The 22,311-nt window shown below is 43.1% G+C and carries 25 protein-coding genes; 14 read left to right on the forward strand and 11 right to left on the reverse strand.

The window, feature by feature from the left end; all coding sequences use genetic code 11:
• Nucleotides 1-12 precede the first annotated feature (12 nt).
• From lepA to ACFQ21_RS20810, 3 genes are all read right to left on the reverse strand, one after another.
• Nucleotides 13-1,797, reverse strand: a complete 1,785-nt coding sequence (lepA, locus tag ACFQ21_RS20800) for a translation elongation factor 4 (protein WP_377582105.1) — start codon at nucleotides 1,795-1,797, stop codon at nucleotides 13-15.
• 81 nt (nucleotides 1,798-1,878) lie between these two features.
• On the reverse strand, nucleotides 1,879-2,448 hold the full coding sequence (locus ACFQ21_RS20805) for a redoxin domain-containing protein (protein ID WP_377582108.1): 570 nt from the start codon (nucleotides 2,446-2,448) through the stop codon (nucleotides 1,879-1,881).
• A gap of 25 nt (nucleotides 2,449-2,473) precedes the next feature.
• A complete protein-coding gene (locus ACFQ21_RS20810; RefSeq protein WP_377582111.1) occupies nucleotides 2,474-2,800 on the reverse strand; it encodes a HesB/IscA family protein in 327 nt (108 codons plus the stop codon).
• Between the two features lie 171 nt (nucleotides 2,801-2,971).
• On the opposite strand from ACFQ21_RS20810, the gene mce reads away from it, so the two are divergent.
• Both mce and thiL read left to right on the forward strand, forming a co-directional pair.
• Nucleotides 2,972-3,388 (forward strand): methylmalonyl-CoA epimerase, encoded by a 417-nt coding sequence (mce, locus tag ACFQ21_RS20815; protein ID WP_377582114.1) that lies wholly within the window; start codon nucleotides 2,972-2,974, stop codon nucleotides 3,386-3,388.
• Between the two features lie 98 nt (nucleotides 3,389-3,486).
• Entirely contained in the window at nucleotides 3,487-4,533 is a 1,047-nt protein-coding gene (gene thiL / locus ACFQ21_RS20820) for a thiamine-phosphate kinase (RefSeq protein WP_377582117.1), read from the forward strand.
• On the opposite strand, the gene ACFQ21_RS20825 is transcribed toward thiL, so the two are convergent.
• Complete coding sequence (locus ACFQ21_RS20825; protein WP_377582119.1) at nucleotides 4,530-4,895, reverse strand: hypothetical protein; 366 nt, start codon at nucleotides 4,893-4,895, stop codon at nucleotides 4,530-4,532. The two genes, thiL and ACFQ21_RS20825, sit on opposite strands and share 4 nt — an antisense overlap.
• A gap of 50 nt (nucleotides 4,896-4,945) precedes the next feature.
• Nucleotides 4,946-5,533 (reverse strand): acyl carrier protein phosphodiesterase, encoded by a 588-nt coding sequence (locus ACFQ21_RS20830; protein WP_377582122.1) that lies wholly within the window; start codon nucleotides 5,531-5,533, stop codon nucleotides 4,946-4,948.
• A 135-nt stretch (nucleotides 5,534-5,668) separates the two neighbouring features.
• Between ACFQ21_RS20830 and ACFQ21_RS20835 the strand changes: the two genes are divergently transcribed.
• Nucleotides 5,669-6,055 (forward strand): tellurite resistance TerB family protein, encoded by a 387-nt coding sequence (locus tag ACFQ21_RS20835; protein ID WP_377582125.1) that lies wholly within the window; start codon nucleotides 5,669-5,671, stop codon nucleotides 6,053-6,055.
• A 24-nt stretch (nucleotides 6,056-6,079) separates the two neighbouring features.
• Entirely contained in the window at nucleotides 6,080-7,357 is a 1,278-nt protein-coding gene (locus tag ACFQ21_RS20840) for a metal-dependent hydrolase family protein (protein ID WP_377582127.1), read from the forward strand.
• Here ACFQ21_RS20840 and ACFQ21_RS20845 read toward each other — a convergent pair whose 3' ends face one another.
• The 3 genes from ACFQ21_RS20845 to ACFQ21_RS20855 are packed head-to-tail and all read right to left on the reverse strand — an operon-like array spanning nucleotide 7,358 to nucleotide 9,895.
• Nucleotides 7,358-7,774 carry a RidA family protein gene (locus ACFQ21_RS20845; RefSeq protein WP_377582129.1) on the reverse strand — a complete coding sequence of 139 codons (417 nt, stop codon included), beginning with the start codon at nucleotides 7,772-7,774 and terminating at the stop codon, nucleotides 7,358-7,360. It lies immediately after the preceding gene.
• 6 nt (nucleotides 7,775-7,780) lie between these two features.
• Complete coding sequence (locus ACFQ21_RS20850) at nucleotides 7,781-8,587, reverse strand: DUF4198 domain-containing protein (RefSeq protein ID WP_377582131.1); 807 nt, start codon at nucleotides 8,585-8,587, stop codon at nucleotides 7,781-7,783.
• 6 nt (nucleotides 8,588-8,593) lie between these two features.
• Nucleotides 8,594-9,895, reverse strand: a complete 1,302-nt coding sequence (locus ACFQ21_RS20855) for an aminopeptidase P family protein (protein WP_377582134.1) — start codon at nucleotides 9,893-9,895, stop codon at nucleotides 8,594-8,596.
• Between the two features lie 62 nt (nucleotides 9,896-9,957).
• Here ACFQ21_RS20855 and ACFQ21_RS20860 point away from each other — a divergent pair, with 62 nt between their 5' ends.
• Complete coding sequence (locus ACFQ21_RS20860) at nucleotides 9,958-11,271, forward strand: alpha-L-fucosidase (RefSeq protein ID WP_377582136.1); 1,314 nt, start codon at nucleotides 9,958-9,960, stop codon at nucleotides 11,269-11,271.
• Between the two features lie 101 nt (nucleotides 11,272-11,372).
• Here the strand turns inward: ACFQ21_RS20860 and ACFQ21_RS20865 are convergent, their stop codons facing one another.
• Nucleotides 11,373-11,843: a DUF4199 domain-containing protein gene (locus ACFQ21_RS20865; RefSeq protein ID WP_377582139.1), complete on the reverse strand. Its 471-nt coding sequence runs from the start codon at nucleotides 11,841-11,843 to the stop codon at nucleotides 11,373-11,375.
• 91 nt (nucleotides 11,844-11,934) lie between these two features.
• Entirely contained in the window at nucleotides 11,935-12,405 is a 471-nt protein-coding gene (locus ACFQ21_RS20870) for a DUF4199 family protein (protein WP_377582142.1), read from the reverse strand.
• Between the two features lie 107 nt (nucleotides 12,406-12,512).
• Between ACFQ21_RS20870 and ACFQ21_RS20875 the strand changes: the two genes are divergently transcribed.
• Together ACFQ21_RS20875 and ACFQ21_RS20880 are read left to right on the forward strand one after the other, a co-directional pair.
• On the forward strand, nucleotides 12,513-13,034 hold the full coding sequence (locus ACFQ21_RS20875; protein ID WP_377582145.1) for an SRPBCC family protein: 522 nt from the start codon (nucleotides 12,513-12,515) through the stop codon (nucleotides 13,032-13,034).
• A 152-nt stretch (nucleotides 13,035-13,186) separates the two neighbouring features.
• Nucleotides 13,187-13,474, forward strand: a complete 288-nt coding sequence (locus ACFQ21_RS20880; protein ID WP_377582148.1) for a hypothetical protein — start codon at nucleotides 13,187-13,189, stop codon at nucleotides 13,472-13,474.
• Nucleotides 13,475-13,481: 7 nt separating this feature from the next.
• Here the strand turns inward: ACFQ21_RS20880 and ACFQ21_RS20885 are convergent, their stop codons facing one another.
• Nucleotides 13,482-14,468, reverse strand: a complete 987-nt coding sequence (locus ACFQ21_RS20885) for a zinc dependent phospholipase C family protein (RefSeq protein WP_377582151.1) — start codon at nucleotides 14,466-14,468, stop codon at nucleotides 13,482-13,484.
• 54 nt (nucleotides 14,469-14,522) lie between these two features.
• Between ACFQ21_RS20885 and ACFQ21_RS20890 the strand changes: the two genes are divergently transcribed.
• The 7 genes from ACFQ21_RS20890 (at nucleotide 14,523) to ACFQ21_RS20920 (ending at nucleotide 22,297) form a co-directional block, all read left to right on the forward strand.
• A complete protein-coding gene (locus tag ACFQ21_RS20890; RefSeq protein WP_377582153.1) occupies nucleotides 14,523-16,157 on the forward strand; it encodes a M1 family metallopeptidase in 1,635 nt (544 codons plus the stop codon).
• Between the two features lie 66 nt (nucleotides 16,158-16,223).
• Nucleotides 16,224-16,478 (forward strand): 30S ribosomal protein S20, encoded by a 255-nt coding sequence (gene rpsT / locus ACFQ21_RS20895; RefSeq protein ID WP_377582156.1) that lies wholly within the window; start codon nucleotides 16,224-16,226, stop codon nucleotides 16,476-16,478.
• A 169-nt stretch (nucleotides 16,479-16,647) separates the two neighbouring features.
• Nucleotides 16,648-17,346, forward strand: coding sequence for a RadC family protein (gene radC, locus ACFQ21_RS20900; protein ID WP_377582159.1), 699 nt, complete (start codon nucleotides 16,648-16,650; stop codon nucleotides 17,344-17,346).
• A 126-nt stretch (nucleotides 17,347-17,472) separates the two neighbouring features.
• Nucleotides 17,473-18,738, forward strand: coding sequence for a serine hydrolase domain-containing protein (locus ACFQ21_RS20905; RefSeq protein WP_377582162.1), 1,266 nt, complete (start codon nucleotides 17,473-17,475; stop codon nucleotides 18,736-18,738).
• Nucleotides 18,735-19,355 (forward strand): DUF1684 domain-containing protein, encoded by a 621-nt coding sequence (locus tag ACFQ21_RS20910; protein ID WP_377582165.1) that lies wholly within the window; start codon nucleotides 18,735-18,737, stop codon nucleotides 19,353-19,355. Before ACFQ21_RS20905 ends, ACFQ21_RS20910 begins: the two co-directional genes overlap by 4 nt.
• A gap of 111 nt (nucleotides 19,356-19,466) precedes the next feature.
• Entirely contained in the window at nucleotides 19,467-21,881 is a 2,415-nt protein-coding gene (gene pheT, locus ACFQ21_RS20915) for a phenylalanine--tRNA ligase subunit beta (protein ID WP_377582168.1), read from the forward strand.
• A 119-nt stretch (nucleotides 21,882-22,000) separates the two neighbouring features.
• Nucleotides 22,001-22,297: a hypothetical protein gene (locus ACFQ21_RS20920; protein WP_377582171.1), complete on the forward strand. Its 297-nt coding sequence runs from the start codon at nucleotides 22,001-22,003 to the stop codon at nucleotides 22,295-22,297.
• The last annotated feature ends 14 nt before the right edge of the window (nucleotides 22,298-22,311 follow it).

The following is a 22,311-nucleotide window of genomic DNA, read 5'->3' on the forward strand; positions in this document are numbered from 1 at the left end:
TATATCTGAATATTAATCGATCTTTAAAACAGCCATAAACGCTTCCTGCGGAACTTCCACGGTTCCGATCTGGCGCATGCGTTTCTTACCTTTCTTCTGCTTCTCCAAAAGTTTACGTTTACGCGATATATCACCACCGTAACATTTCGCGATTACGTTCTTGCGTATGGCACTGATGGTTTCGCGTGCTACAATCTTCTGTCCTATAGCAGCCTGAATTGCCACTTCAAACATGTGGCGTGGTATAAGTTCTTTGAGTTTCTCGCAAAGCTTTCTTCCCCAATCATGCGACTTGCCACGGTGAACGATAGCGCTTAATGCATCTACCTTATCACCGTTCAACATCACATCCAGCTTTACCATGTCTGACTCACGGAAGCCGATGAGATGATAATCAAGGGAAGCATATCCGCGTGATATAGATTTGAGTTTATCGAAGAAGTCGAATACAATTTCTGACAACGGCATTTCAAACGACATCTCTACGCGATCGGTAGTAAGATAATTCTGGTTCTTGATGATACCACGCTTATCCATACACAGCGTAATGATCGGACCTATATATTCTGCTTTCGAAATGATCTGAGCTTTGATAAAAGGCTCTTCTATTCTGTCAAGTCTGGTAGGGTCAGGCATCTCTGAAGGAGCGTTGATGCTGATCTCTGAACCATCTGTAAGATATGCTTTGAATTGTACAGAAGGCACGGTTGTAATTACCGTCATGTTGAACTCACGCTCCAAACGCTCCTGTATAATTTCCATGTGCAGCATGCCGAGGAAACCGCAGCGGAAACCAAAGCCTAACGCAGCCGATGTTTCAAGCTCCCATACCAACGAAGCATCGTTCAACTGAAGCTTCTCCATGGCATCACGAAGTTCTTCAAACTCCGAAGTCTCCACCGGATATATACCGGCAAATACCATCGGCTTAACCTGCTCGAAGCCTTTTACTGATTCTGCAGGGTTTACTATACTCGTGATTGTATCACCAACATGCACTTCGCTGGCTACTTTTATACCGGATATCAGGTACCCTACGTTACCTACGCCTATTTCATTTTTAGGTTGCTTATCGAGTTTCAGTACACCGATCTCGTCAGCATTATATTCTTGCCCGGTGCTCACAAATTTGATTCTGTCCCCTTTTCGGATCGAACCGTTGAACACGCGGAAGTATATTTCAATACCGCGGAATGAATTGAACACGGAGTCAAAGATCATTGCCTGAAGTGAACCATTCGGATTACCCTTCGGTGCTCTTACACGATGTACAACTGCCTTGAGTATATCTTCTATACCTTTACCTTCTTTGGCACTGGCGTGAATAACGTCTTCGCGTTTGCAACCGATGAGGTCAACAATTTCATCCGTTACTTCTTCCGGCATAGCGTGCGGAAGATCGATCTTATTCAATACCGGAATAATTTCAAGATCGTGCTCCAGCGCCAGGTATAAATTCGAAATAGTTTGCGCTTCAATACCCTGACTGGCATCCACAATCAAAAGTGCACCTTCGCAGGCTGCGATGGAACGCGAAACTTCGTACGAGAAGTCAACGTGGCCCGGAGTGTCAATCAGGTTCAGAATATATTCCTTACCATCCAGTTTGTAGTTCATCTGGATAGCGTGCGCCTTGATGGTGATTCCCTTTTCTTTTTCCAGATCCATGTTGTCCAGTACCTGGGCTTCCATCTGGCGTTCGTTCAATGTGCCCGTAAACTCAAGCAGGCGGTCAGCCAGCGTGCTTTTACCGTGGTCGATATGGGCTATTATGCAAAAATTGCGGATGTTTTCCATTCCCGTCTGCTCCTCAAAAATTTAGGAATGCAAAAGTAGGAAATTATTGGCGGATTAAACTGTAGATCAGGAGGGTTTGGGTTATAAATCTGACGTCTTCGGGGTAGATTTTTTAGAAACAGTTTTTTGTATCGGGCACCCTACGCTCTCCGTCTTTTTCACAACCGGAGATTGTCCCTCCTGCACGGCTTTGATCGCATCGATCAGATAGTGTTCCGTAACGTGTTGGCGGTATTTACCAAGATCAAAAAACCAGTTGTCGATGGCACCCTGATAATAAATGTGATTGCGATCGTTGATTAAGAAAACTTCTGGCGTTATGGTGGCGTGATACTTCTTTACCAGTTTATAATCGGCATCGGTTACAACGGGAAAATTAATTTGATACTCGCTGATAAACTGGTTGATCTCTTCCTGCTTAACGTTTCCGGGAACAACACCTTTTATGGATATTTTGGTGTGGAAGAGACTATCGATATGTTTTAACTCTCCGATATATTTCTGACTTATCGGACAATCTGTTGCCAGGAAGACAATAGCGGTGAGCGGCTGATCAGCGTTTATTGCTTTGCTATCCGTGCGCTGAGCCCTCACGTTGTAAGGCATGGCCGCACCGCATAACAAAGCAACAACAACCGCTAAATATTTCACGAATTATAGTTTAAGCGTTTGAATGCTATACGGCAAAACTTTCACCACATCCGCAGGTACGGCTTGCATTTGGGTTGATGAATTGAAATCCTTTACCATTTAAGCCATCGGTAAAATCAAGCGTAGTGCCCAGCAGGTATAGCAGGCTTTTTTTGTCCACAAGAATTTTGATGCCCTTGTCTTCAAAAACCTGATCTGCAGGATTTATCTGATCATCAAACCCTAGGTCGTACATCAAACCTGAACATCCACCACCTTTCACAGAAACACGAACGTTATGGTTATCTGTTCTGCCTTCTTCTGTGCGAAGCGCCACCAGTCTGGCTTTAGCTTTATCTGTTACCTGTATCATTTCGAAATAGGATTTAAGTATTTGTTATTAAACGCGTGATCGTTCCTTTACCAACAATCACAAAATGCCGAAAATATGTCCATTTAAAGCGGCTATTCCCTTAAAGTTTCAAAGGCTAAACTTCCGATTGTGGCAAAAAGTTTCTTCTTTGAAACTACAAAGGTAACAATTATGGAAAAACTGGAGCACATTGGCGTAGCCGTTAAAAACATTGAACAAGCCAACAAGTTATTTGCAGCCCTGCTGGGCCGCGAACACTACAAAATTGAAGAAGTTGCCTCGGAAGGCGTGCGAACTTCTTTCTTTGAACTTTCGGGCGTAAAAATCGAATTGCTGGAAGCCACGCGCGAAGATTCGCCCATTGCAAAATTTATTGAAAAGCGCGGGGAAGGAATTCATCATCTGGCATTTGAAGTGAAAAATATTGAAGAGGGAATTAAAAACTATCAGGCCAAAGGTTTCGAACTAATCAACCCCGTGCCGAAAAAAGGTGCTGACAACAAACGGATTTGTTTCCTCCATCCCAAGTCCACACAGGGAGTACTCGTGGAATTATGCGAGGAAATCAAAGACGCTTCCACTAAATAAAATCATTCTTTGCGACAGCCCGTGATATTCGGGCATAATCTTACTTTTGCAGCATAAAGGAATGCCTGTACGCAGAAGGGATTTCTTTTTTATAAAGTATGAGCGAATCAAGATCAGAAATAAGTCAACTCGGTGAGTTCGGTCTCATCGATCGTATCAGTAAAAATTTTACACTTCAAAACAGATCGTCTGTTAAAGGCATTGGTGATGATGCTGCTGTGATCGATGCTGGTGATGATTACCTGTTGATCTCAACCGATATGCTCGTGGAAGGAATTCACTTCGACCTGGCATATATGCCGCTGCAACACCTGGGCTATAAATCTGTAGCGGTAAATGTATCGGATATAGCTGCAATGAATGGCAAAGCTGAACAGATCACAGTGAGTATCGCACTCACCAATCGTTTCTCGGTTGAAGCCATTGATGCACTCTATCAAGGTATAAAAGCTGCATGCGATAACTATAAAGTTGATTTGGTAGGCGGAGACACTACATCCTCTGTTTCCGGCCTGGTAATTTCAATCAGTGTTACTGGTCGTGTTAAGAAAGATCAGGTGGTATATAGAAGTGGCGCCAAGCCGAATGATATAGTTTGTGTAACGGGCGATCTGGGTGCTGCCTTTATGGGACTGCAAGTGTTGGTGCGCGAAAAAGAAGTATATGAAGCAGATCCCAGCATGCAACCCGATCTTGAAAAATTTGAATACCTGGTGAGTCGCCAGTTAAAACCGGAAGCACGCACTGAAATTATCTATGACCTGGAAGAGCGTGGCGTAAAACCAACTTCGATGATCGATGTATCAGATGGTCTTGCCTCAGAGCTTCTTCACATTGTTAAAAACTCCGGTGCCGGTATAAGAATCTTCGAAGATAAAGTGCCGATTGATCAACTCACATTCGAAACAGCCATCGAATTTAAACTTGATCCCATCACGTGCGCATTGAATGGTGGCGAAGACTATGAATTACTTTTCACAATCGATCAAAACGATTACGAAAAATTAAAGAACCATCCTGATATCCATAGCATCGGGTATATGCACGATAAAAAAGATCAGAATGTAATGATCAGCAAACAAGGTACCGTAGTGCCATTACGTGCGCAGGGGTGGAATCACTTCACAAGTAATCCGCAGACTTAATCTTCCGGATACGGTATAAATAAGAAGTTGGTGAATTCTTTGTCTACAACAAATAGACAGCAGAATTCATCAGGATTTCTATAGGCCTCCTGAAACGATTCCACTTTGTCTTTTTCAACAATACCACGCTGCAAAAATTCATCAAGGAACGAAGCAAAGTAATTCCAGTCGGTACCGTTTTGTATCTGATCAAAAAGTAATTGTCCTATAGGTTGCGCTTCCTTGCAGATAGGAAAGATCGGGTAATCAAAACCTGCTTTGCGTATCTGGTAAGAAGCCTCACGCAACGCATCGGCCACACGTACAAAGTCCTGCGAAATAGTTCCCAGATATTTACCACTCAGCTCCGGATCGTTATGCATAGTTGTTTTGAAATTAGAGGCGCTAAAATAATAACGGTTACGGCTTCGGTTCAGTAACTCTTCAAAAAATTCTCGGCATGTAGTTTAAGTTCCGGGAAGAACAATTCAAACTCCGCTTTAAACTCATTGAAGTATTTCTGCAGATCGTTCGCAGCTTCATCCATGCGTGATTCATACGGAGTTCTTCGCGACATACCCGTCAACGCCCGGTTAATACCTTCTATACGTGCATAGTGTACCAGCCAGTTACCGCGAATCATATAGGGCAACATACGCTTTACACCCTCGGGCAACATGGCATCATGAGCTTCAATGGTTGTGTAGGCGTACTCGGCATAGTCCGGAAGTAATTGATCATGATACTGATCCCAGTACCTGGCCAGGTAGTGATCATAAAAAACATCTACAATAACACCAGCATAATGACGATAGGTAGGACGCAACCGGTCTTTACTCTGTTTAACAACGGCATGCTTATCGGTAAACTCGTCAATAGCGCGGTGAAGCTCTATACCTTTAACAATCGATGCATTGAATTGCTGAAGCAGGCTTCTGCCTTTCACAAAATCGCCAATGAAATTACCTACCATAACTTCAGGGTCGCCACCAGACAAATAAAGATGTGCAAGAAAGTTCATTGCCTATAAAGGTATTGGTATTTATATTAAGTTTAAGATGATTTATTTAATGCATGATACAACGGTGTATGAGTGCAAACTAAATATCAGATTTTTTGATTAACCATTATTCCCCCAATGGCCGTACTAAACCAAATGAAATTACTGATCAGCCTGGCGCAGATCGATGGCAAGGTTGCCGAACGTGAACAATACTATATCATTAACATTGGCCGGGCAAACGGTTTTTACCCAGACGAAGTCAAACCGCTGTTCGATCAGCAACACAAACTAACTATACCGGAGAACCTTACTGCCGATCAGAAATTTAACTATATAGTCAGCCTCGTACAGTTGATGAAGATTGATGAGCGGATGTATAAAGAAGAGATCATGTTTTGCTCAAAGATTGCCGTGAACCTGGGCTACGATCAGGAAGTGATGTTCGATCTGTTGCTGCATGTAAAGGCCGGAGACATGAGCGAATCAGAATTGAAAGAGCTTAGAAGTATAACCGATAAATATTTGTTAAGACAATCCTGAACCTCAAACCCAACCTCATTAACCATGAAAAAGCTTTGTATCATTTTATATGCAGTATGTATAGTCTTTAGCGCTGCCGCACAACGAACTGTTATTCATTGTGGCAACCTGATTGACGGAAAAGCAAATGATGTGCAGCCGCAGATGACGATCGTTGTAGAAGGCAACAAGATCATTTCCATTGAAAAAGGATTTACCAAACCCGGCAGTTCCGACAAACTCATTGACCTTAGCAAGAAAACAGTACTACCGGGACTGGTTGATATGCACGTGCATCTGGAAGGAGAAACCAATAAAGATCAAAACCTGCAACGCTTTACCTTGAATGATGCAGATATAGCTTTTCGCTCCACGGTATTTGCAAAGAAAACTCTACTCGCAGGTTTCACCACGGTGCGCGACCTCGGTGGCTCAGGAGTAAATATAGCATTGCGCAATGCGATCAACCAGGGATTGGTAGTGGGGCCTAGAATTTTTACAGCCGGAAAATCTATAGCAACTACCGGTGGCCATGCTGACCCAACAAACGGTTATCGTAAAGATCTGATGGGTGACCCCGGACCAAAAGAAGGCGTAGTAAATGGTGTTGAAGATGCAAGACAAGCTGTGAGACAACGCTATAAAGATGGCTCTGACATGATCAAGATCACGGCAACGGGTGGTGTACTGAGTATTGCTAAAGATGGCAGCAATCCACAATTCACGGGTGAAGAGTTAAAAGCCATTATCGAAACTGCGAAAGACTATAACATGCATACTGCTGCCCATGCGCATGGTGCTGAAGGTATGAAGCGTGCCGTACTGGCAGGTATAACAACCATAGAACACGGCACAAAAATGACCGATGAGATCATGGACCTGATGATACAAAAAGGAACATACTTCGTGCCCACTATATCTGCTGGTAAATTTGTTGCTGAACAGGCAAAGGTTCCCGGCTATTATCATCCTCTGGTTGTCCCAAAAGCATTGGAGATTGGTCCGCAAATACAACAAACTTTCGCTAAGGCATACAAACGTGGTGTGAAGATAGCTTTCGGTACAGACGCTGGAGTATTTCCGCATGGTGATAACGGAAAAGAATTTACCTATATGGTGGAAGCTGGTATGCCTGCTATGGAAGCTATAAAATCCGCAACCATTGTGCCAGCCGGTATACTGGGTATATCTGATAAGATCGGAACATTAGAAACAGGAAAGTTTGCTGATATAGTAGCCACCGATGAAAATCCATTGAAGAACATCAAGACGATGGAGAAGGTAAGTTTTGTGATGAGGGAAGGCGTTGTATATAAACCTTAATCAGTCAACCGTAGCAATACATTTCAGCTCAATAGCGATGGGGGTAGGCAATGCGTTTACCTCCACCGTTGTGCGACACGGTTGATTCTCTTTAAAATACGAAGCGTATATTCTATTAAAGACGGGAAAATCTTTTTTCATATTGGTGAGAAATACCGTTATATCCACCAGGTTCTCCCAACGCGAGCCAGACGATTCCAGGATCAACTTTACGTTTTCAAAAACAGCGTGACATTGTTCTTCGATGTTATAGCTTGCTATATTTCCCCCATCATCCAATGTAACGCCCGGTATATCTTTCGATCCTTTCTTACGGGGCCCTACTCCGGAGAGAAAAAGCAGGTTGCCTACTTTCTTCGCGTGCGGGTATGCACCTACGGGCTCGGGGGCTTTATCGCTATGTATACTGTCTTGCATAAGGTTCTATTCTACACCAAACACTAAACTTCCGCAATAGCTTCGCCAATCAGCCTGTCCGTCTTTGGATGGAACCATATATATTACCTGTACCAGCCACAAACCTTTACTGCTAATGCGTGTTTCCATGGTTCCGTTTTGTTCGGTATATATATTCTGCAATGTAGTAAGCCCTTCTTTACGGTTCCATACCTTTACACGTGCACCGAACAATGGCTTTTTATTCCATAGAATTTTGAACCGAACGTTATCTCCGAGCTTGAGAGAATATGGATTTTGTTCAGGTACAATCTCGATCGGGAAACCAATGGTCATCTTGTAACCATCATCTTTTTTAGCACCTACCTGCAACAACAGCTTGGTATATTTTGCGCTTGATTCCTTACCGGCTTTGTTCAAAGCACCAGCCTTTTCACGCACAGCATACGCTTCATCAAGACCACTTTCCTTCAGGTATGCATTAAAGTTTTCAGCTTCAGATTCAATAAGGGTAAAGGAGCTTTGCATGGCCAGCACATGCGTACCCTCCTCTTTCAATTCAAGATCGAGGTGATCCTTTTTACCTTCAACAACAGTCGGTTTCAGATCAGACACTCCCGCAAGCCGATGATGCTCAAATTTTTCAATTTGACTTTTCTTTAATTCTATCGGTTCACCTATCAGGTTCTCACCGGTAACAAAATTTACCTTCGCCTTTTCTCCGAGAGAGTAAATAAACTTCAGCGGTTGCATCCAGAATTCCTGTGCGGCCACTGCTGATACAACTAACATGAGTGACACGAATGCAGTATAATGTTTATTTACTCTCTTCATGAGCATCTATTTTTTACCGTTCATAATCTCTTCAATCTCTTCTACTTCTACCGGAATGTGTTTCATCAGGTCGTGTATACCGTTCTTTTCAATCACCACGTTGTTCTCAATGCGAATTCCGAAACCTTCTTCGCGTATATATATACCTGGCTCCACGGTCCATACCTGTCCTACCTGCATTTTATGATACATGCTGCCTACATCGTGCACATCCAATCCGAGCTGGTGGCCTGTGCCGTGCATAAAATACTTCATGAATAAAGGTTTGTCTTTATCCTGGTTCTTAACATCTTTCTTGTCAAGCAACTTCAAATCTATCAATTCGCTCTCCGTTATCTTCTGGATCTCTTTGTGATAGTCGTAATATTTTTCACCAGGCTTCAACATTTTGAAAGCCTCGCGCTGTATGCGTAGTACAGCGTTGTATACATCTTTCTGGCGCTTTGTGAATTTTCCGTTTACCGGAATTGTACGTGTAAGGTCTGCGTTGTAATTGGCATACTCCGCTCCTACATCCAGCAACAATACATCACCATCTTTGCAAGGCTTGTTGTTTTCAATATAGTGCAGCACACACGAGTTGGCTCCCGATGCAATGATGGGCTCATACGCAAAACCTCTTGAACCGCTTCGTAAAAATTCGTGCGCAAACTCCGCTTCTATTTCATACTCAATTACACCGGGCTTTACAAACTTCAATACACGTCTGAAAGCTTTCTCGGTTATATCGCAGGCTCGTTGTAATTGATCGATTTCATATTTTGATTTTATACTGCGCAGACGATGCATGATCGGAGCGAGGCGTTCATAACGATGCAGCGGATATTTATCAAGACACCATTTAACAAAGCGCGCCTCACGCGACTCAACCGCCACATCAGCACGATAGTGATCGTTGGTATTCAGGTATACATGCTCAACATCGCCCATTACCATCAGCATGTTAAAAATCTTCGTAAAGTCTGAAACCCAGATGATAGTTTCAATACCGGTTTGCTCACGCGCTTCTTCTTTGGTGAGTTTATGACCTTCCCACACCGATATAAGTTCGCTGGTCTCGCGCACGAAAAGAATCTCTCTATATTTCTTATCCGGAAAATCGGGGCAGAGTACCAGGATTGTTTCTTCCTGATCAACACCGGTAAGATAGAACAGATCGCTGTTCTGTCGGAAACGCATCGTGCCATCCGAGTTCGTTGGCATAATGTCGTTCGCATTGACTACAACCAGTGAATTGGACTTCAACTCCTTCACTAAATTTTTCCGGTTCACTTCAAAGAGTTCTTTGTTGATGCTTTTGTATCTCATAGTGTATTTATTACTTTCACTTACTCTACGCAGGAGTACGCGTGCAATTTAACCAAAACTCTATGAAGCTGACCAACCCATTTTACAAGACTGTTATTCTTTTTGTGATGATCACAACAGTGGCGTATACGCAAGGCAAATACGAACCGGCACCCGAAAATAAAAAGAACCGCGAGTGGTTTCAGGATGCCAAGTTCGGCTTGTTTATCCACTGGGGTGTATATAGCGTATTGGGCGATGGCGAATGGGTAATGAACCAGCAACAGATCCCCATCAAGACCTACGAAAAAATTCCGGCATTCTTTAACCCCACCGACTTTGATGCGAAAGCCTGGGTACAAATGGTAAAGGCTGCCGGTATGAAATATATAGCGATCACCAGCAAACACCACGATGGATTCGCCATGTGGGATAGTAAAGTATCAGACTATAACATTGTAAAGCGAACACCCTATGGAAAAGATGTACTCAAGATGCTGGCGGATGAATGTCATAAGGAAGGTATAAAACTATTCTTCTACCACTCACAACTGGACTGGCATCATCCGGATTATTTTCCAAGAGGTAACACCGGGGGTAATTGGACAGGCCGCCCGGAAAATGGCGACTGGTATAAATATCTTGACTATATGGATGCGCAGCTTACTGAGTTGTTAACCAATTATGGAGAGGTAGCGGGTATATGGTTCGATGGTATGTGGGACAAGAAAGATGCCGACTGGCGCCTGAATAAAACGTATTCACTCATTCATAAACTTCAACCCGGTGCACTCGTAGGCAGTAACCACCACGTTGCGCCTTACGATGGCGAAGATTTCCAGATGTTTGAAAAAGATCTGCCCGGTCATAACACTACCGGTTTTGCTCCTGAACAAAAAATTGGAGACCTGCCCAAAGAGACCTGTGAAACCATCAATCACTCGTGGGGTTTCAACCTGAAAGATCAGAATCATAAAAGTCGTAAAGAGTTAATTCAGTACCTGGTAAAAGCATCAGGCTATGGCGCCAATTTTCTGCTGAACGTTGGCCCGATGCCGAATGGTAAAATTCAGACGGAACACATCGAACGATTAAAAGAAATGGGCGAATGGCTTACAGCCAACGGAGAAACGATTTATGGAACACGAGGCGGACCATTAACTGCGCGCGACTGGGGTGTAACAACTCAAAAAGGGAATAAAGTATATATACACATTCTCGATTGGCAAGATGAATCCCTGGTTATACCATCGTGGGGAAAAAAGATAAAATCGGCTAAGCTCTTTAAGGATAAAAGTGCTGTTAAGTTTATTGAGAACGATTTTGGTATCACATTAAAAGTACCCAAGACCAAACTCGATGAAGTAGATACAATTGTTGAGTTGGAACTCAAATAAGAATAGTCTTACAACGGAACGGCTAAATACAGAAGAGGGCATCACAAATGTGATGCCCTCTTCTGTATTTTAATATCCTATTAAGCATGTAGTATATATACCTATGACGATGTGCCTGACGGTTCGTTTACCTGGTCGCTATGCACCCAGTTCAACAACACAAAGGTTATAAAGAGACCTGAAAATACACCTTCTAGCAACACCATAAACGAAGCTATATATGCATTCAAATACGGCCCCATGGGTTCGTGGTCAATAATATACTGCATCAGGCCATCATTAAAACGTAAAAATACAAACAGGAAAACCGCAAAAGTTGATGACCCTATGGCAGACGTTGTAACACCAATAGCGAGTCCCCTGAAATAATTCAGGTGCCCATCGTGCGTGCGTGCAAATTGTTTCAGAGCATAGTATACCCCTGCGAGCATAATCAACAGGTTGAGTAAACGTAGTTCAATAACCTGCAATAAGCCTACCGCATACATTACAAAAAAGTATACGATCAATCCCAGCGCTATAAATGTACCGTATATCTCCGGGATACGTTTTGATCTGTTCCAGATATTCATATAATCAAAGGATTGTTTATATGCTATCTGAAAATACTATGCCCGCGAAGATGTTACTGGCCTGCTGATGTGATGAGGAACATCCTACACGCTAGCTTGATTTACCAACAGGTTGGTTTACTTCATCGGTATGCACCCAATTGAGCAATACGAATGTTACCAGTAAACCTGAAAAGAATCCCTCCAGCACAACAATAAAGGCAGTCATGTATGCATTAAGGTAACGGCCCATAGGTTCATTTTCGATGATGGACTGCATCATAGCAGAATCAATCTTCATATAGAAGAAGAGAAATATACCGAAGAACAGCGATCCAACTCCGCCTGTTTCAACACCCGTAATCAATCCTCGGAAATAGTTGAGACGTTCCGTGTGTGTCTCCTTGAATTTTTTAAGCGCGGCATATACCCCAGCCGTTAGAATGACGAGGTTAAGCAAGCGCAATTCGATGTGATGACCAAGGCCGGCAGCTTTCATGATAATGAAGTATAAAATCAGACCGGCAGCAATACGCAATCCATACTTTTCAGGAATGCGATCAGGGTTAGATAGGAAACTCATATTGATGCATTGTTAGGTATATATAAATTTTCCGATTTTTTATGATAATTGCAAACGTTTTCATTGGATATTTTGAGCTACCTTTACCTCGCTAAACCTATAAAATCATGAAGAAGATATTACTCGGCCTTTTGGGTATTATTATCCTGTTGATCATTGTTGGATTTTTCCTTCCGTCCAGAATTGAAGTCACCAGAAGTTTAACCATTCACGCTTCACCTGAAGCAACATTCGAACAGGTTAATAATCTGAAAAACTGGGAGAAGTGGTCGTACTGGTATGCTCTGGATCCTACAACTAAATTAACCTATGGCGATCAGCAGGCCGGTACTGGCGCGTGGTATAGCTGGACAAGTGAGGATATGGGACAAGGTAAATTAACCATTACCGAAAGCAATCCTTCTTCTGTTATTAAAGCTGATCTTGACTTTATGGAACAAGGCACAGCCAAATGCTGGTATACCTTTGAACCTGTTAACGACAGCACAAAAGTAACGATGGGTTTCTCAACTGAATTTGGTATGAACCCTTTTATGCGCTGGATGGGCGCTACAATGTTTGAAGGCGAAATGAACAAGGCATTTGATCACAACCTGAACAAGATCAAAGAACTTACCGAAGGGAAATAACTTATCTAAACCTAAACATACAGGCAGAAGGTATAGCGTTGATCGCTTGTACTTTCTGCTTTTTTATTTTCGCACATAGTCCTACCGCTACAAGCTTTTTACTTTATACTTTAAGCTTTTTACTTTAGCTTGGCCTCCCTAAAGTCTACGCCATGACATTCGAAGAGTTTAAGAATTCGCTTACACAAACCAATCCTCCAGCTGTTAATGAACTTTTAAAGGCTCTTTGGTTCGAAGGAAAAGGCGATTGGGAATCTGCACATAACATTGCGCAGGATATTCACAATAACGATGGTTCCTGGATACACGCATACCTTCATCGCGTAGAAGGAGACCTTGGAAATGCATCTTACTGGTATAGTCGTGCGAATCGTAGAATGCCATCATCAACTTTAAAGGATGAGTGGGCAGCTATGGTAAAAGAATTACTCGCGCGATAGCGTACCGCTATATTTCATGTGCCCTGGTACTTATAGCAGGATCGGCTTTCTTAATGGCATCCAGTTCCTTTCTTCTAAGTTTTAATTCTTCTTCTGAAGGTTTATAGTAAAGTAGTTCTGCTAAATCGGGTTGGCCTGCATCTATCCACGCAGTATACCACATATCGGCAGTAAGTTTTATAGCCGCGCGCATTCTTCGTTCTACCATGCCGTGCAGTATTTTATGATAGGCATCTGCATACTCCCTGGAATATACTTTTACGGTTTGACGGCCTTTCGTTTCAAACGAATATTTATAACTGATCAATGAATCAGCCAATCGCTTCTCTTCTCGCAAAACAGAATCAACGGCCAGATGCGAATCCTTCACGGCTTGCCACGCAGCCAGCTGAGGATTTACTATATATGTAGCTTTACCACTAAAGAAATTATACTCATCCGAGAATAACTCAGGCAACCGTGATTCCCACAAGGCATGAATTCCCTCCTGCCCGGTGAGCTGACCGTTGTAGTTTTCAGTTGTATGCAGGGGCACGTGGGCATCACCTATATAATGTCCTATCTCTGCAGATAACTTCAGAATCCGATCAGGATCGCGAATCTGAAAAGCATCCTTCAGTGAATAATACATACGGTTAATATGCCAGGGTAATATACCATACGCTTTCAGGGTATCTTCGGTGAGTTGAGCCACGGCATCATTCCAATATCGTGGCAGGGTATAAATAGCACTATCGCCATAGTGATCCAGGTCTATATAATGTCGTGGCGCTTCGTCTACTACAATAAACCTTCTCCGATCTGGATTAACGGCTGTTTCGGTAATGTAACCTATATTCTTTTTATAGAAGCCGATCATTTCAGGAGGCAAGGCAAATACTGCCAACCGATTTATACGTTGATGCCCGAAAAATCCCCAACCACCAAACAGGAAAATTATACCGATAAAAATAACACGCTTGCTATAGCGATAAATAGCTGACAACTTTAACATACAACGGATAAGAATTATACTTGCATGGCCAAGTTACACAAAATATACATTGCAATGAAAAACCTCACCACCACCCTGTTTATCATTTTACTCGTTGCCGTAAACCTCTATGGTAAGGATTATCCTAAAAACGAAAGCATTGATATTCGAAAATATAGCTTTGAGTTAACCCTGCATGACTCGATTGATGTGATTGAAGGAAAGGCCACCGTAACGATCTTCTTCAAAAAACAAGCAACCGACTTTGAGCTTGACCTGACAAATAAAGACGCGAACGGAACAGGCATGGAAGTAACAACCGTTACAATCGACAACAACCCGGTTAAATTTATACATCAAAACGACCGGCTTAAAATTATACTCTCAACACCAGCCAAGGCCTCCTCTACTACCAATATTATAGTAACGTATAAAGGTATACCACGCGATGGCCTCATTATTTCTAAGAATAAATATGGTGATCGTACTTTCTTTGGCGATAACTGGCCGGACCGCGCACATCACTGGCTTCCCACCATCGACCATCCGTATGATAAAGCTGCCGTGGATTTTATAGTTACTGCTCCACCCAAATATGAAGTGATTGGTAACGGCATCAAGATTGAAGAAAGTTATTTGGGTGATCGCAAGAAACTAACCCACTGGCACGAAGAAACAGAACTCGCTACCAAAGTAATGGTAATTGGTGCGGCACGTTTTGCTATACAGCAGAGTGGTATGGTAAATGGTTTTGAAGTAACAAGCTGGGTATATCCTCAAAATCGTGAAGAGGGTTTCGACTCCTATAAATATGCACCGCGCGTTCTCGATTTCTTTCATTCGCATGTAGGGCCGTATTCTTATAAGAAGCTCGCGAATGTTCAATCCAAAACACGCTATGGCGGCATGGAGAATGCCAGTAATATTTTCTATTTCGAAAACTCAGTTGCTATAGGGCCTGCAGCAGAAGGCAACGCCAGCAAAATTGAATCACTGGTAGCACATGAAATAGCACACCAGTGGTTTGGCAACTCGGCATCGGAGACTGACTGGCATCATGTATGGCTGAGCGAGGGCTTTGCCACATACCTCACACATCTGTACATGGAATTTACGTATGGGCGTGATCGTATGAATAAAGATCTTCGTGACGACCGCCAGCAAGTGATCGAGTTTTACCAGAAAACTAAATTGCCGATCGTGTTTCCAACGTTACCCGATGATCTCCTGCAGATTCTGAGTGTAAACTCGTATCAAAAGGGAAGCTGGGTATTGCACATGCTTCGAGCTGAAATTGGTGATGAAGCTTTCTGGAAAGGTCTGCGCGATTATTATAGAATATACAGGAACAGCAATGCCACCACCGAAAATTTCAAGCAGGTAATGCAGGAAGCCTCCGGAAAATCGCTCGATATGTTTTTCAACCAATGGCTTTACAAACCTGGTCATCCGATATTGGAGTGGAGCTGGGCTTATGATTCAAAAGCACAAACTTTGGAAGTTACGGTTGACCAAACACAACCGGGCGATGTCTTCAACGTACCACTGGAGTTAGGATTTTATGACGCGAACCAGACTTTACTGCATGTTGAGACCGTTCGGCTGGATAAAAAATCAAATAAATTCAGCATCAAAATGGGCCGAAAACCCGCTAAAATCGAACTTGACCCGAATACAAACCTGCTTTACCTGGCAAGACCCAAGAATTGATTGAACGCAGGCATTGCAAATTCGGCAAAAGCACTTACCTTTGCAGTCCTTATTTGAAAACGAACTATGGCAAACCATAAGTCAGCAGAAAAAAGAATCCGTGCGAATGAAATTAAGCGTGTAAGAAACCGCTACCAGCACAAGACTACGCGTTCATTTATCAAAAGACTGAAGTCTGCAACTGCGAAGACCGAAGCTTTAGGTCTTTTGAAAGAAGTTTCTTCCATGATCGATAAACTTGCTAAGAAGAATATCATTCACTGGAAAAAAGCTGCTAACCAGAAGTCTAAGCTTACCAAGCTAGTGAACAAACTCGCTTAAGAACTCACGTTCTTAACGGTCTATACCATAAGAGACCCCGCTTACCCAAGCGGGGTTTTACTTTTTGTAGCTACTTCACAGCTATAGATTAAAAATGTTGATTGAACTGCAGGAGGTATAAACCAAGGTTCAAACATTTTTATATCTTCGTGCGAAACCGTTGTATAGTATGCAAATTCTGGAAGAGAAAACTCTTGGTATCAAGAGCTGGTCGCCCGAAGACCGTCCGCGCGAAAAATTAATTCTTAAAGGTAGAGCGTCACTTTCTGATGCAGAGCTTATTGCTATTTTGCTCGGCACCGGCACCGCTACCATGAGTGCTGTTGATCTCGCCAAACGAATTTTACTTTGCGCTGATAACAACATTAACCGGCTCGCACAACTTACAGTAAAAGATCTGGTGAAGATAAAAGGCGTTGGCGAAGCAAAAGCAATTTCTATTATAGCAGCGCTTGAGCTTGGGCGAAGACGAAAAAGCAGCGATGCCGACAAACCAGCTATCACTTCCTCCAAGCTTGCGTTCGATGTGCTAAAGTCTGATCTTACCGATATACCACACGAAGAATTCTGGATTATGTTACTCAACCGCGGCAATCGCGTTGTTAAAAAACAGAAGATAAGTTTAGGAGGAGTGTCGGGTACGGTGGCTGATCCGAAAATCATTTTCAAACTCGCACTCGATGAGTTGGCAAGCGGCATTATACTGGCTCACAATCATCCTTCCGGAAATCTCGAAGCCAGTGTTGCCGATCTTGACCTGACGAGAAAATTAAAAGAAGGCGCCCGACTGCTCGATATCCAAATCCTTGATCACCTGATCATTGCTGAAGACCGATACTTCAGCTTTGCCGATGAAGGGTTGCTTTGACGGATCGCTCACAATAATTTTTCGTTTTTAACATTGAATAACTTAGTCCGTGGAGTAACTGCGGAGTATAAGTAAGGGCACAGTTTTTACGTTTCCGTACTTGTTTCTAAGTTTGAAGCTGTTAAGATGAAAAAGAAACGCTCCCTCCTCATCGTGTTATTGATCATTACTTTGCCCTTACTGCTGGCACAAGTATGGAAAGATAATGAAGAGACCCGTGAGCCGACCACTACACCAGCTCCGCCAACGGTGAAGCCATACGTCAACCCGGTGTTTGCAAGTTTCATGGATGATTACGAGCGGGAGATCGAAACACTTCTGCATGTATCGGGTATACCCGGTGCAGCGATTGCTGTCGTAAAAGATTCATCGATCATCTATATGAAAGGTTTTGGTGTAAAGTCTGTTGGCAAAACAGATTCTATAGATGTAAATACAGTTTTTCGTATAGCATCCGTATCAAAATGTTTTGCAGCATTCCTTACCGGAACATTGGTAGCCGATAGTATTTTGCGATGGGACGATCCGGTAATAAAATATGTACCTTCATTCACACTGAAATCTCCCGAATATACCAGGCACCTTACGCTGCGGCATGTACTCTCGCATACAACAGGTTTACCCTATCACACCTATACAAATTTGGTTGAAGAAGGTATCGATCTGCCATCACTTCTCGACAAACTGAAAGACGTAAATATTCCCAATGCACCGGGCACGCAGTACAGTTATCAAAATGTAGCCTATAGTGTAATTGGTGAAGTGATAAACGCAGCCACGCATAAAACATACGATGCGCTGATGAAAGAACATGTATTCACGCCATTGAATATGGCTACAGCATCCATGGACTATACCAGCCTGATAACAAACGGAAACATTGCACGCCCGCACCTGATGAGACGCGGCCAATGGCGTGAAGCATCCATAAACAATACATACTACAACGTAGCACCTGCCGGTGGCGTCAATGCGAGTATAACAGACATGGCTCACTGGATGATTGCTTTACTTGGAAACCGCGAAGACGTTATCACCAAAGAAACACTGAATCAGTTATTCACGCCACAAGTTAAAGCTCCCTCTAAAAACAGAAACTACGGAAGAACCAATCATGTAAGCAGTTCTTTCTATGGCCTCGGCTGGCGTATACTATATTACCCGGATGATACTCTGGTATACCATGGCGGCTACGTAAACGGTTACCGCAGTGAAGTGGCCGTGAATATGAAAGATCGTCTTGCCATTTGCCTGCTTTCTAACGGCCCTGGTATAGTTGCCGATACCGGTATACCTGTGTTTCTGAATATGTATAAAGCGCATCGCGACTCTATACTCGCATACGACAACCGGCAACGCCTAACCCTTACGAAGAACTCTCCTACTCCATGAAGAAACAAAGTATATTTATCATCGCCATTGTTATCGTGGTTATTGTTAGTCTGCTCTATTCGTTTTTAGGAAGCGAAAATCAGTCGGCCTACATTGAAGAGATCAGGAAAGAGCGCGAAGAGAAAGATCACTTCATGCGTACCTCTCAGGAATCTCCGTTTGCTGGCAAAACAGAAAGCTTCAAAGGTCTGAACTATTACGATGCAGACATACGCTATAAAATCACAGCCGACCTGGCACCCATCCAAAACAAAAAAGTCGTGTTGCTCAGCACGAGCGATGGTAAAGAAGAGCGCTATATAGAATATGCCTATGCTGAGTTCGATCTCAACGGCTATCATAATAAACTGTTGATACTGGAGATGATCGACATCGGCCCCGTACGCGGCAAACTCTTCCTCCCGTTCGGAGATGAAACCAGTGCAGGCGAAACCTATGGTGCCGGTCGTTACCTCGATATAGAAAAAGTACAGGGCAGCAACACCATCACCCTGGATTTTAACAAGGCGTACAACCCGTATTGTGCTTACGCTGAAGAGTTTTCGTGTCCTTTTCCTCCGGCTGAAAATTTACTGAAAGTTGCTATACGCGCAGGCGAGAAAGTTTATCACAACTGATTCACCTTTTTTGATCTTTCACTTTAGTCAGTTCGAGCTAAACGCTTATTTTTGAAGTCTTAATTTATATTGCCCGGATCGTGTATCCGGGTAACTTTTATAAACAGACTTATGACCATTTCGTACAACTGGCTGAAAGAATACATCGATATCCCTGAATCGGCAGAGGACATTGGAAAAGTGCTTACCTCTACCGGACTTGAAGTTGAGAAAGTTGAAGAGCACGAAACCGTAAAAGGCGGACTAAAGGGACTGGTGATCGGTACGGTAATTACCTGTGCTAAACACCCCAACGCTGATAAACTTTCAGTTACTACAGTTAATGTTGGTGGCGATAAAATTCTTCCTATTGTTTGTGGTGCTCCCAATGTAGCGGCTGGTCAGCGTGTAGTTGTAGCCGTGCCGGGCACAACGGTATACCCGAGCAAAGGCGAACCGTTCACGATCAAGAATACCAAGATTCGTGGCGAGCAATCAGAAGGAATGATCTGTGCTGAAGACGAAGTTGGTTTAGGAGAAAGTCATGCCGGTATCATGGTATTGAATACCGATGTACCCAACGGTACACCTGCAGCTCAGTATTTCAATATCCAATCAGACTATATACTCGAGATCGGTTTAACACCGAACCGTGCTGATGCTGCATCACACATTGGTGTCGTGCGCGATATAAAAGCTTCGAAGAACAGAGCTATAAAACTGCCTTCGGTTGATTCGTTCAAAGTAGATAACAAGAACCTGGTTATACCAGTTGAAGTTGAGAACAAAGAAGCCTGTCCGCGTTACTCCGGACTCACCATATCCGGCATAAAAGTTACTGAATCGCCAGATTGGTTGAAGAACCGTTTGCTGTCGATCGGCCTCACGCCCATCAATAATATTGTTGATATAACAAACTATATCTGCCACGAATTCGGGCAACCGATGCACGCATTCGATGCAGACCAGATAACCGGAGGCAAAGTAATTGTAAAGACACTGCCTGCCGGATCTAAATTCACTACCCTCGACAACAAAGAGCGCACCTTGCTTGCCAACGATCTTATGATCTGCAATGCACAGGAAGGTATGTGTATAGCCGGCGTATTTGGAGGAACGAAGTCAGGTATTACTGAAAATACCAAGAATATATTCCTGGAGAGTGCATACTTCTCGGCTGACTATATCCGTAAAACATCCCTGCATCATCAGTTAAAGACGGATGCATCGTTCCGTTTCGAGCGCGGTACCGATCCTAACATTACGGTATATGCGTTGAAGCGTGCTGCATTACTGGTAAAAGAACTTGCCGGAGGACAAATCTCTTCCGACATCATTGATATATACCCGACACCGGTTGAGAACCGCGTGTTCGAAGTAAAAGACAAAAACATTCATCGCCTCATCGGTAAAGCTATACCTCGCGATGAAATGTTTGGTATACTCGAGCGATTGGACATTAAAATTACCGGTAAGACAGACGATACATTTACTGTATCCGTTCCGCCTTATCGTGTAGATGTATTACAGGAGGCCGATATAACCGAAGAGATACTACGCATCTACGGATTCAACAACATTGAACTTTCGGATACAGCAAGTACCGATTACCTGGCCGAGTTCCCGGTAAAGAGCATCGACAAGTATAAGCGCAGTGTTGGTGAGATGCTGGTAGGCAACGGGTTTTACGAGATCTGGACAAACTCGCTTACCAACCAATCATACCAGGAAAAGAACAAACTTACCTTTAAAGGTGAAGCGGTTGAGATATTGAACAAACTGAGCGAAGAGCAAGGTATACTTCGCCAAACCTTGTTGTTTACCGGTCTTGAAGTATGTGCATATAACATTAACCGGAAGCAGAAAGACCTGAAGCTATACGAGTTCGGCAAGATATACTATAAGGAAGCCGGCAAGTATAACGAAGAAGAGCGCCTGGTGCTGTTCATGACCGGAAATGTTGAGACGGAAAACTGGCGACATAAAACGCAGTCTGTTACGTATTACGACCTGGCACAGCAAGTACAACATGTATTGCAGAAGAGCGGGGTTACAAATGTGAAACAGGAGACAATTAAAGATCAGTTACTGGAATATGGCTCTAAACTTTTAAGGGGTAACGAAGAAATTGGCAAGCTCGGAAAAGTAAAACCTGCATTGCTGAAAGATTTTGGAGTGAAGCAGGAAATATTTTATGCCGAGCTAAATACATCCTTGCTTTTCCAGGCGGCAAACCCTAAGTTAGTAATTAAAGAAGTTGCAAAGTTTCCTGAAGTAAGGCGTGACTTGTCGCTTGTACTCGACAAGCAGGTGAACTTCAACGAGATCAGTAACGTAGTACTGAATACAGAGAAGCGGCTCATTAAAAATATCATCGCGTTTGATGTATACGAAGGTGAGAATATCCCGCAAGGTAAAAAGGCGTATGCGCTTGGCTTTACCCTGCTGGATGAAACCAAAACGCTTACCGATGATGAGATCGATAAGACAATGAACCGCCTGATGAAAGCGTTTGAGGATAAGCTCGGTGCTGTTATCAGAAAGTAAATTTTTACAATAGATCAACGCATTGGGCGCAGCTATAGGAGGCTATACTGCAGCTTCGAACGATAACTGTAATTTACCAACGGCTATAAGGGGCCCAGCCCTCGGCGAAAAGAAAGGAAATGGATCAAGAACTCTTAAAGTCTAATCTTACGGGGTTAGAGCGAAAAATTGTGGTGCTCGTTAACGAGCACAAAAATCTGAAAGAGGAAATAAAGAACCTGAAAGCCGAAAATCAGGAGCTGAAGTCTGCAATTAAAGTCCGCGATGAGCAAATCAGCAGTTTTCATAATCAACTGAAAATCACTAAAATTGTGGATAATTTAAACCCGGAAGACGGAAGTGTTCTGGAGTTGAAGAAAAAAGTGGACGAATACATTCGTGAGATAGACAAGTGCATCGCTCACTTAAGCAGATAAAAAAGGCAACCCCG

The sequence above is a fragment of the Ohtaekwangia kribbensis genome, assembly GCF_042676245.1.
Classification (GTDB): domain Bacteria; phylum Bacteroidota; class Bacteroidia; order Cytophagales; family Cyclobacteriaceae; genus Ohtaekwangia; species Ohtaekwangia kribbensis.

Coding starts and splice junctions, on each gene's coding strand:
- pheT (WP_377582168.1), top strand. CDS start 19,467: ATGACCATTTCGTACAACTGGCTGAAAGAATACATCGATATCCCTGAA.
- ACFQ21_RS20825 (WP_377582119.1), bottom strand. CDS start 4,895: ATGCATAACGATCCGGAGCTGAGTGGTAAATATCTGGGAACTATTTCG.
- ACFQ21_RS20910 (WP_377582165.1), top strand. CDS start 18,735: ATGAAGAAACAAAGTATATTTATCATCGCCATTGTTATCGTGGTTATT.
- ACFQ21_RS20890 (WP_377582153.1), top strand. CDS start 14,523: ATGAAAAACCTCACCACCACCCTGTTTATCATTTTACTCGTTGCCGTA.
- ACFQ21_RS20870 (WP_377582142.1), bottom strand. CDS start 12,405: ATGAGTTTCCTATCTAACCCTGATCGCATTCCTGAAAAGTATGGATTG.
- ACFQ21_RS20880 (WP_377582148.1), top strand. CDS start 13,187: ATGACATTCGAAGAGTTTAAGAATTCGCTTACACAAACCAATCCTCCA.
- mce (WP_377582114.1), top strand. CDS start 2,972: ATGGAAAAACTGGAGCACATTGGCGTAGCCGTTAAAAACATTGAACAA.
- lepA (WP_377582105.1), bottom strand. CDS start 1,797: ATGGAAAACATCCGCAATTTTTGCATAATAGCCCATATCGACCACGGT.
- ACFQ21_RS20885 (WP_377582151.1), bottom strand. CDS start 14,468: ATGTTAAAGTTGTCAGCTATTTATCGCTATAGCAAGCGTGTTATTTTT.
- radC (WP_377582159.1), top strand. CDS start 16,648: ATGCAAATTCTGGAAGAGAAAACTCTTGGTATCAAGAGCTGGTCGCCC.
- ACFQ21_RS20905 (WP_377582162.1), top strand. CDS start 17,473: ATGAAAAAGAAACGCTCCCTCCTCATCGTGTTATTGATCATTACTTTG.
- ACFQ21_RS20850 (WP_377582131.1), bottom strand. CDS start 8,587: ATGAAGAGAGTAAATAAACATTATACTGCATTCGTGTCACTCATGTTA.
- ACFQ21_RS20840 (WP_377582127.1), top strand. CDS start 6,080: ATGAAAAAGCTTTGTATCATTTTATATGCAGTATGTATAGTCTTTAGC.
- ACFQ21_RS20835 (WP_377582125.1), top strand. CDS start 5,669: ATGAAATTACTGATCAGCCTGGCGCAGATCGATGGCAAGGTTGCCGAA.
- ACFQ21_RS20810 (WP_377582111.1), bottom strand. CDS start 2,800: ATGATACAGGTAACAGATAAAGCTAAAGCCAGACTGGTGGCGCTTCGC.
- ACFQ21_RS20920 (WP_377582171.1), top strand. CDS start 22,001: ATGGATCAAGAACTCTTAAAGTCTAATCTTACGGGGTTAGAGCGAAAA.
- ACFQ21_RS20875 (WP_377582145.1), top strand. CDS start 12,513: ATGAAGAAGATATTACTCGGCCTTTTGGGTATTATTATCCTGTTGATC.
- ACFQ21_RS20865 (WP_377582139.1), bottom strand. CDS start 11,843: ATGAATATCTGGAACAGATCAAAACGTATCCCGGAGATATACGGTACA.
- ACFQ21_RS20860 (WP_377582136.1), top strand. CDS start 9,958: ATGAAGCTGACCAACCCATTTTACAAGACTGTTATTCTTTTTGTGATG.
- ACFQ21_RS20855 (WP_377582134.1), bottom strand. CDS start 9,895: ATGAGATACAAAAGCATCAACAAAGAACTCTTTGAAGTGAACCGGAAA.
- rpsT (WP_377582156.1), top strand. CDS start 16,224: ATGGCAAACCATAAGTCAGCAGAAAAAAGAATCCGTGCGAATGAAATT.
- ACFQ21_RS20845 (WP_377582129.1), bottom strand. CDS start 7,774: ATGCAAGACAGTATACATAGCGATAAAGCCCCCGAGCCCGTAGGTGCA.
- ACFQ21_RS20830 (WP_377582122.1), bottom strand. CDS start 5,533: ATGAACTTTCTTGCACATCTTTATTTGTCTGGTGGCGACCCTGAAGTT.
- thiL (WP_377582117.1), top strand. CDS start 3,487: ATGAGCGAATCAAGATCAGAAATAAGTCAACTCGGTGAGTTCGGTCTC.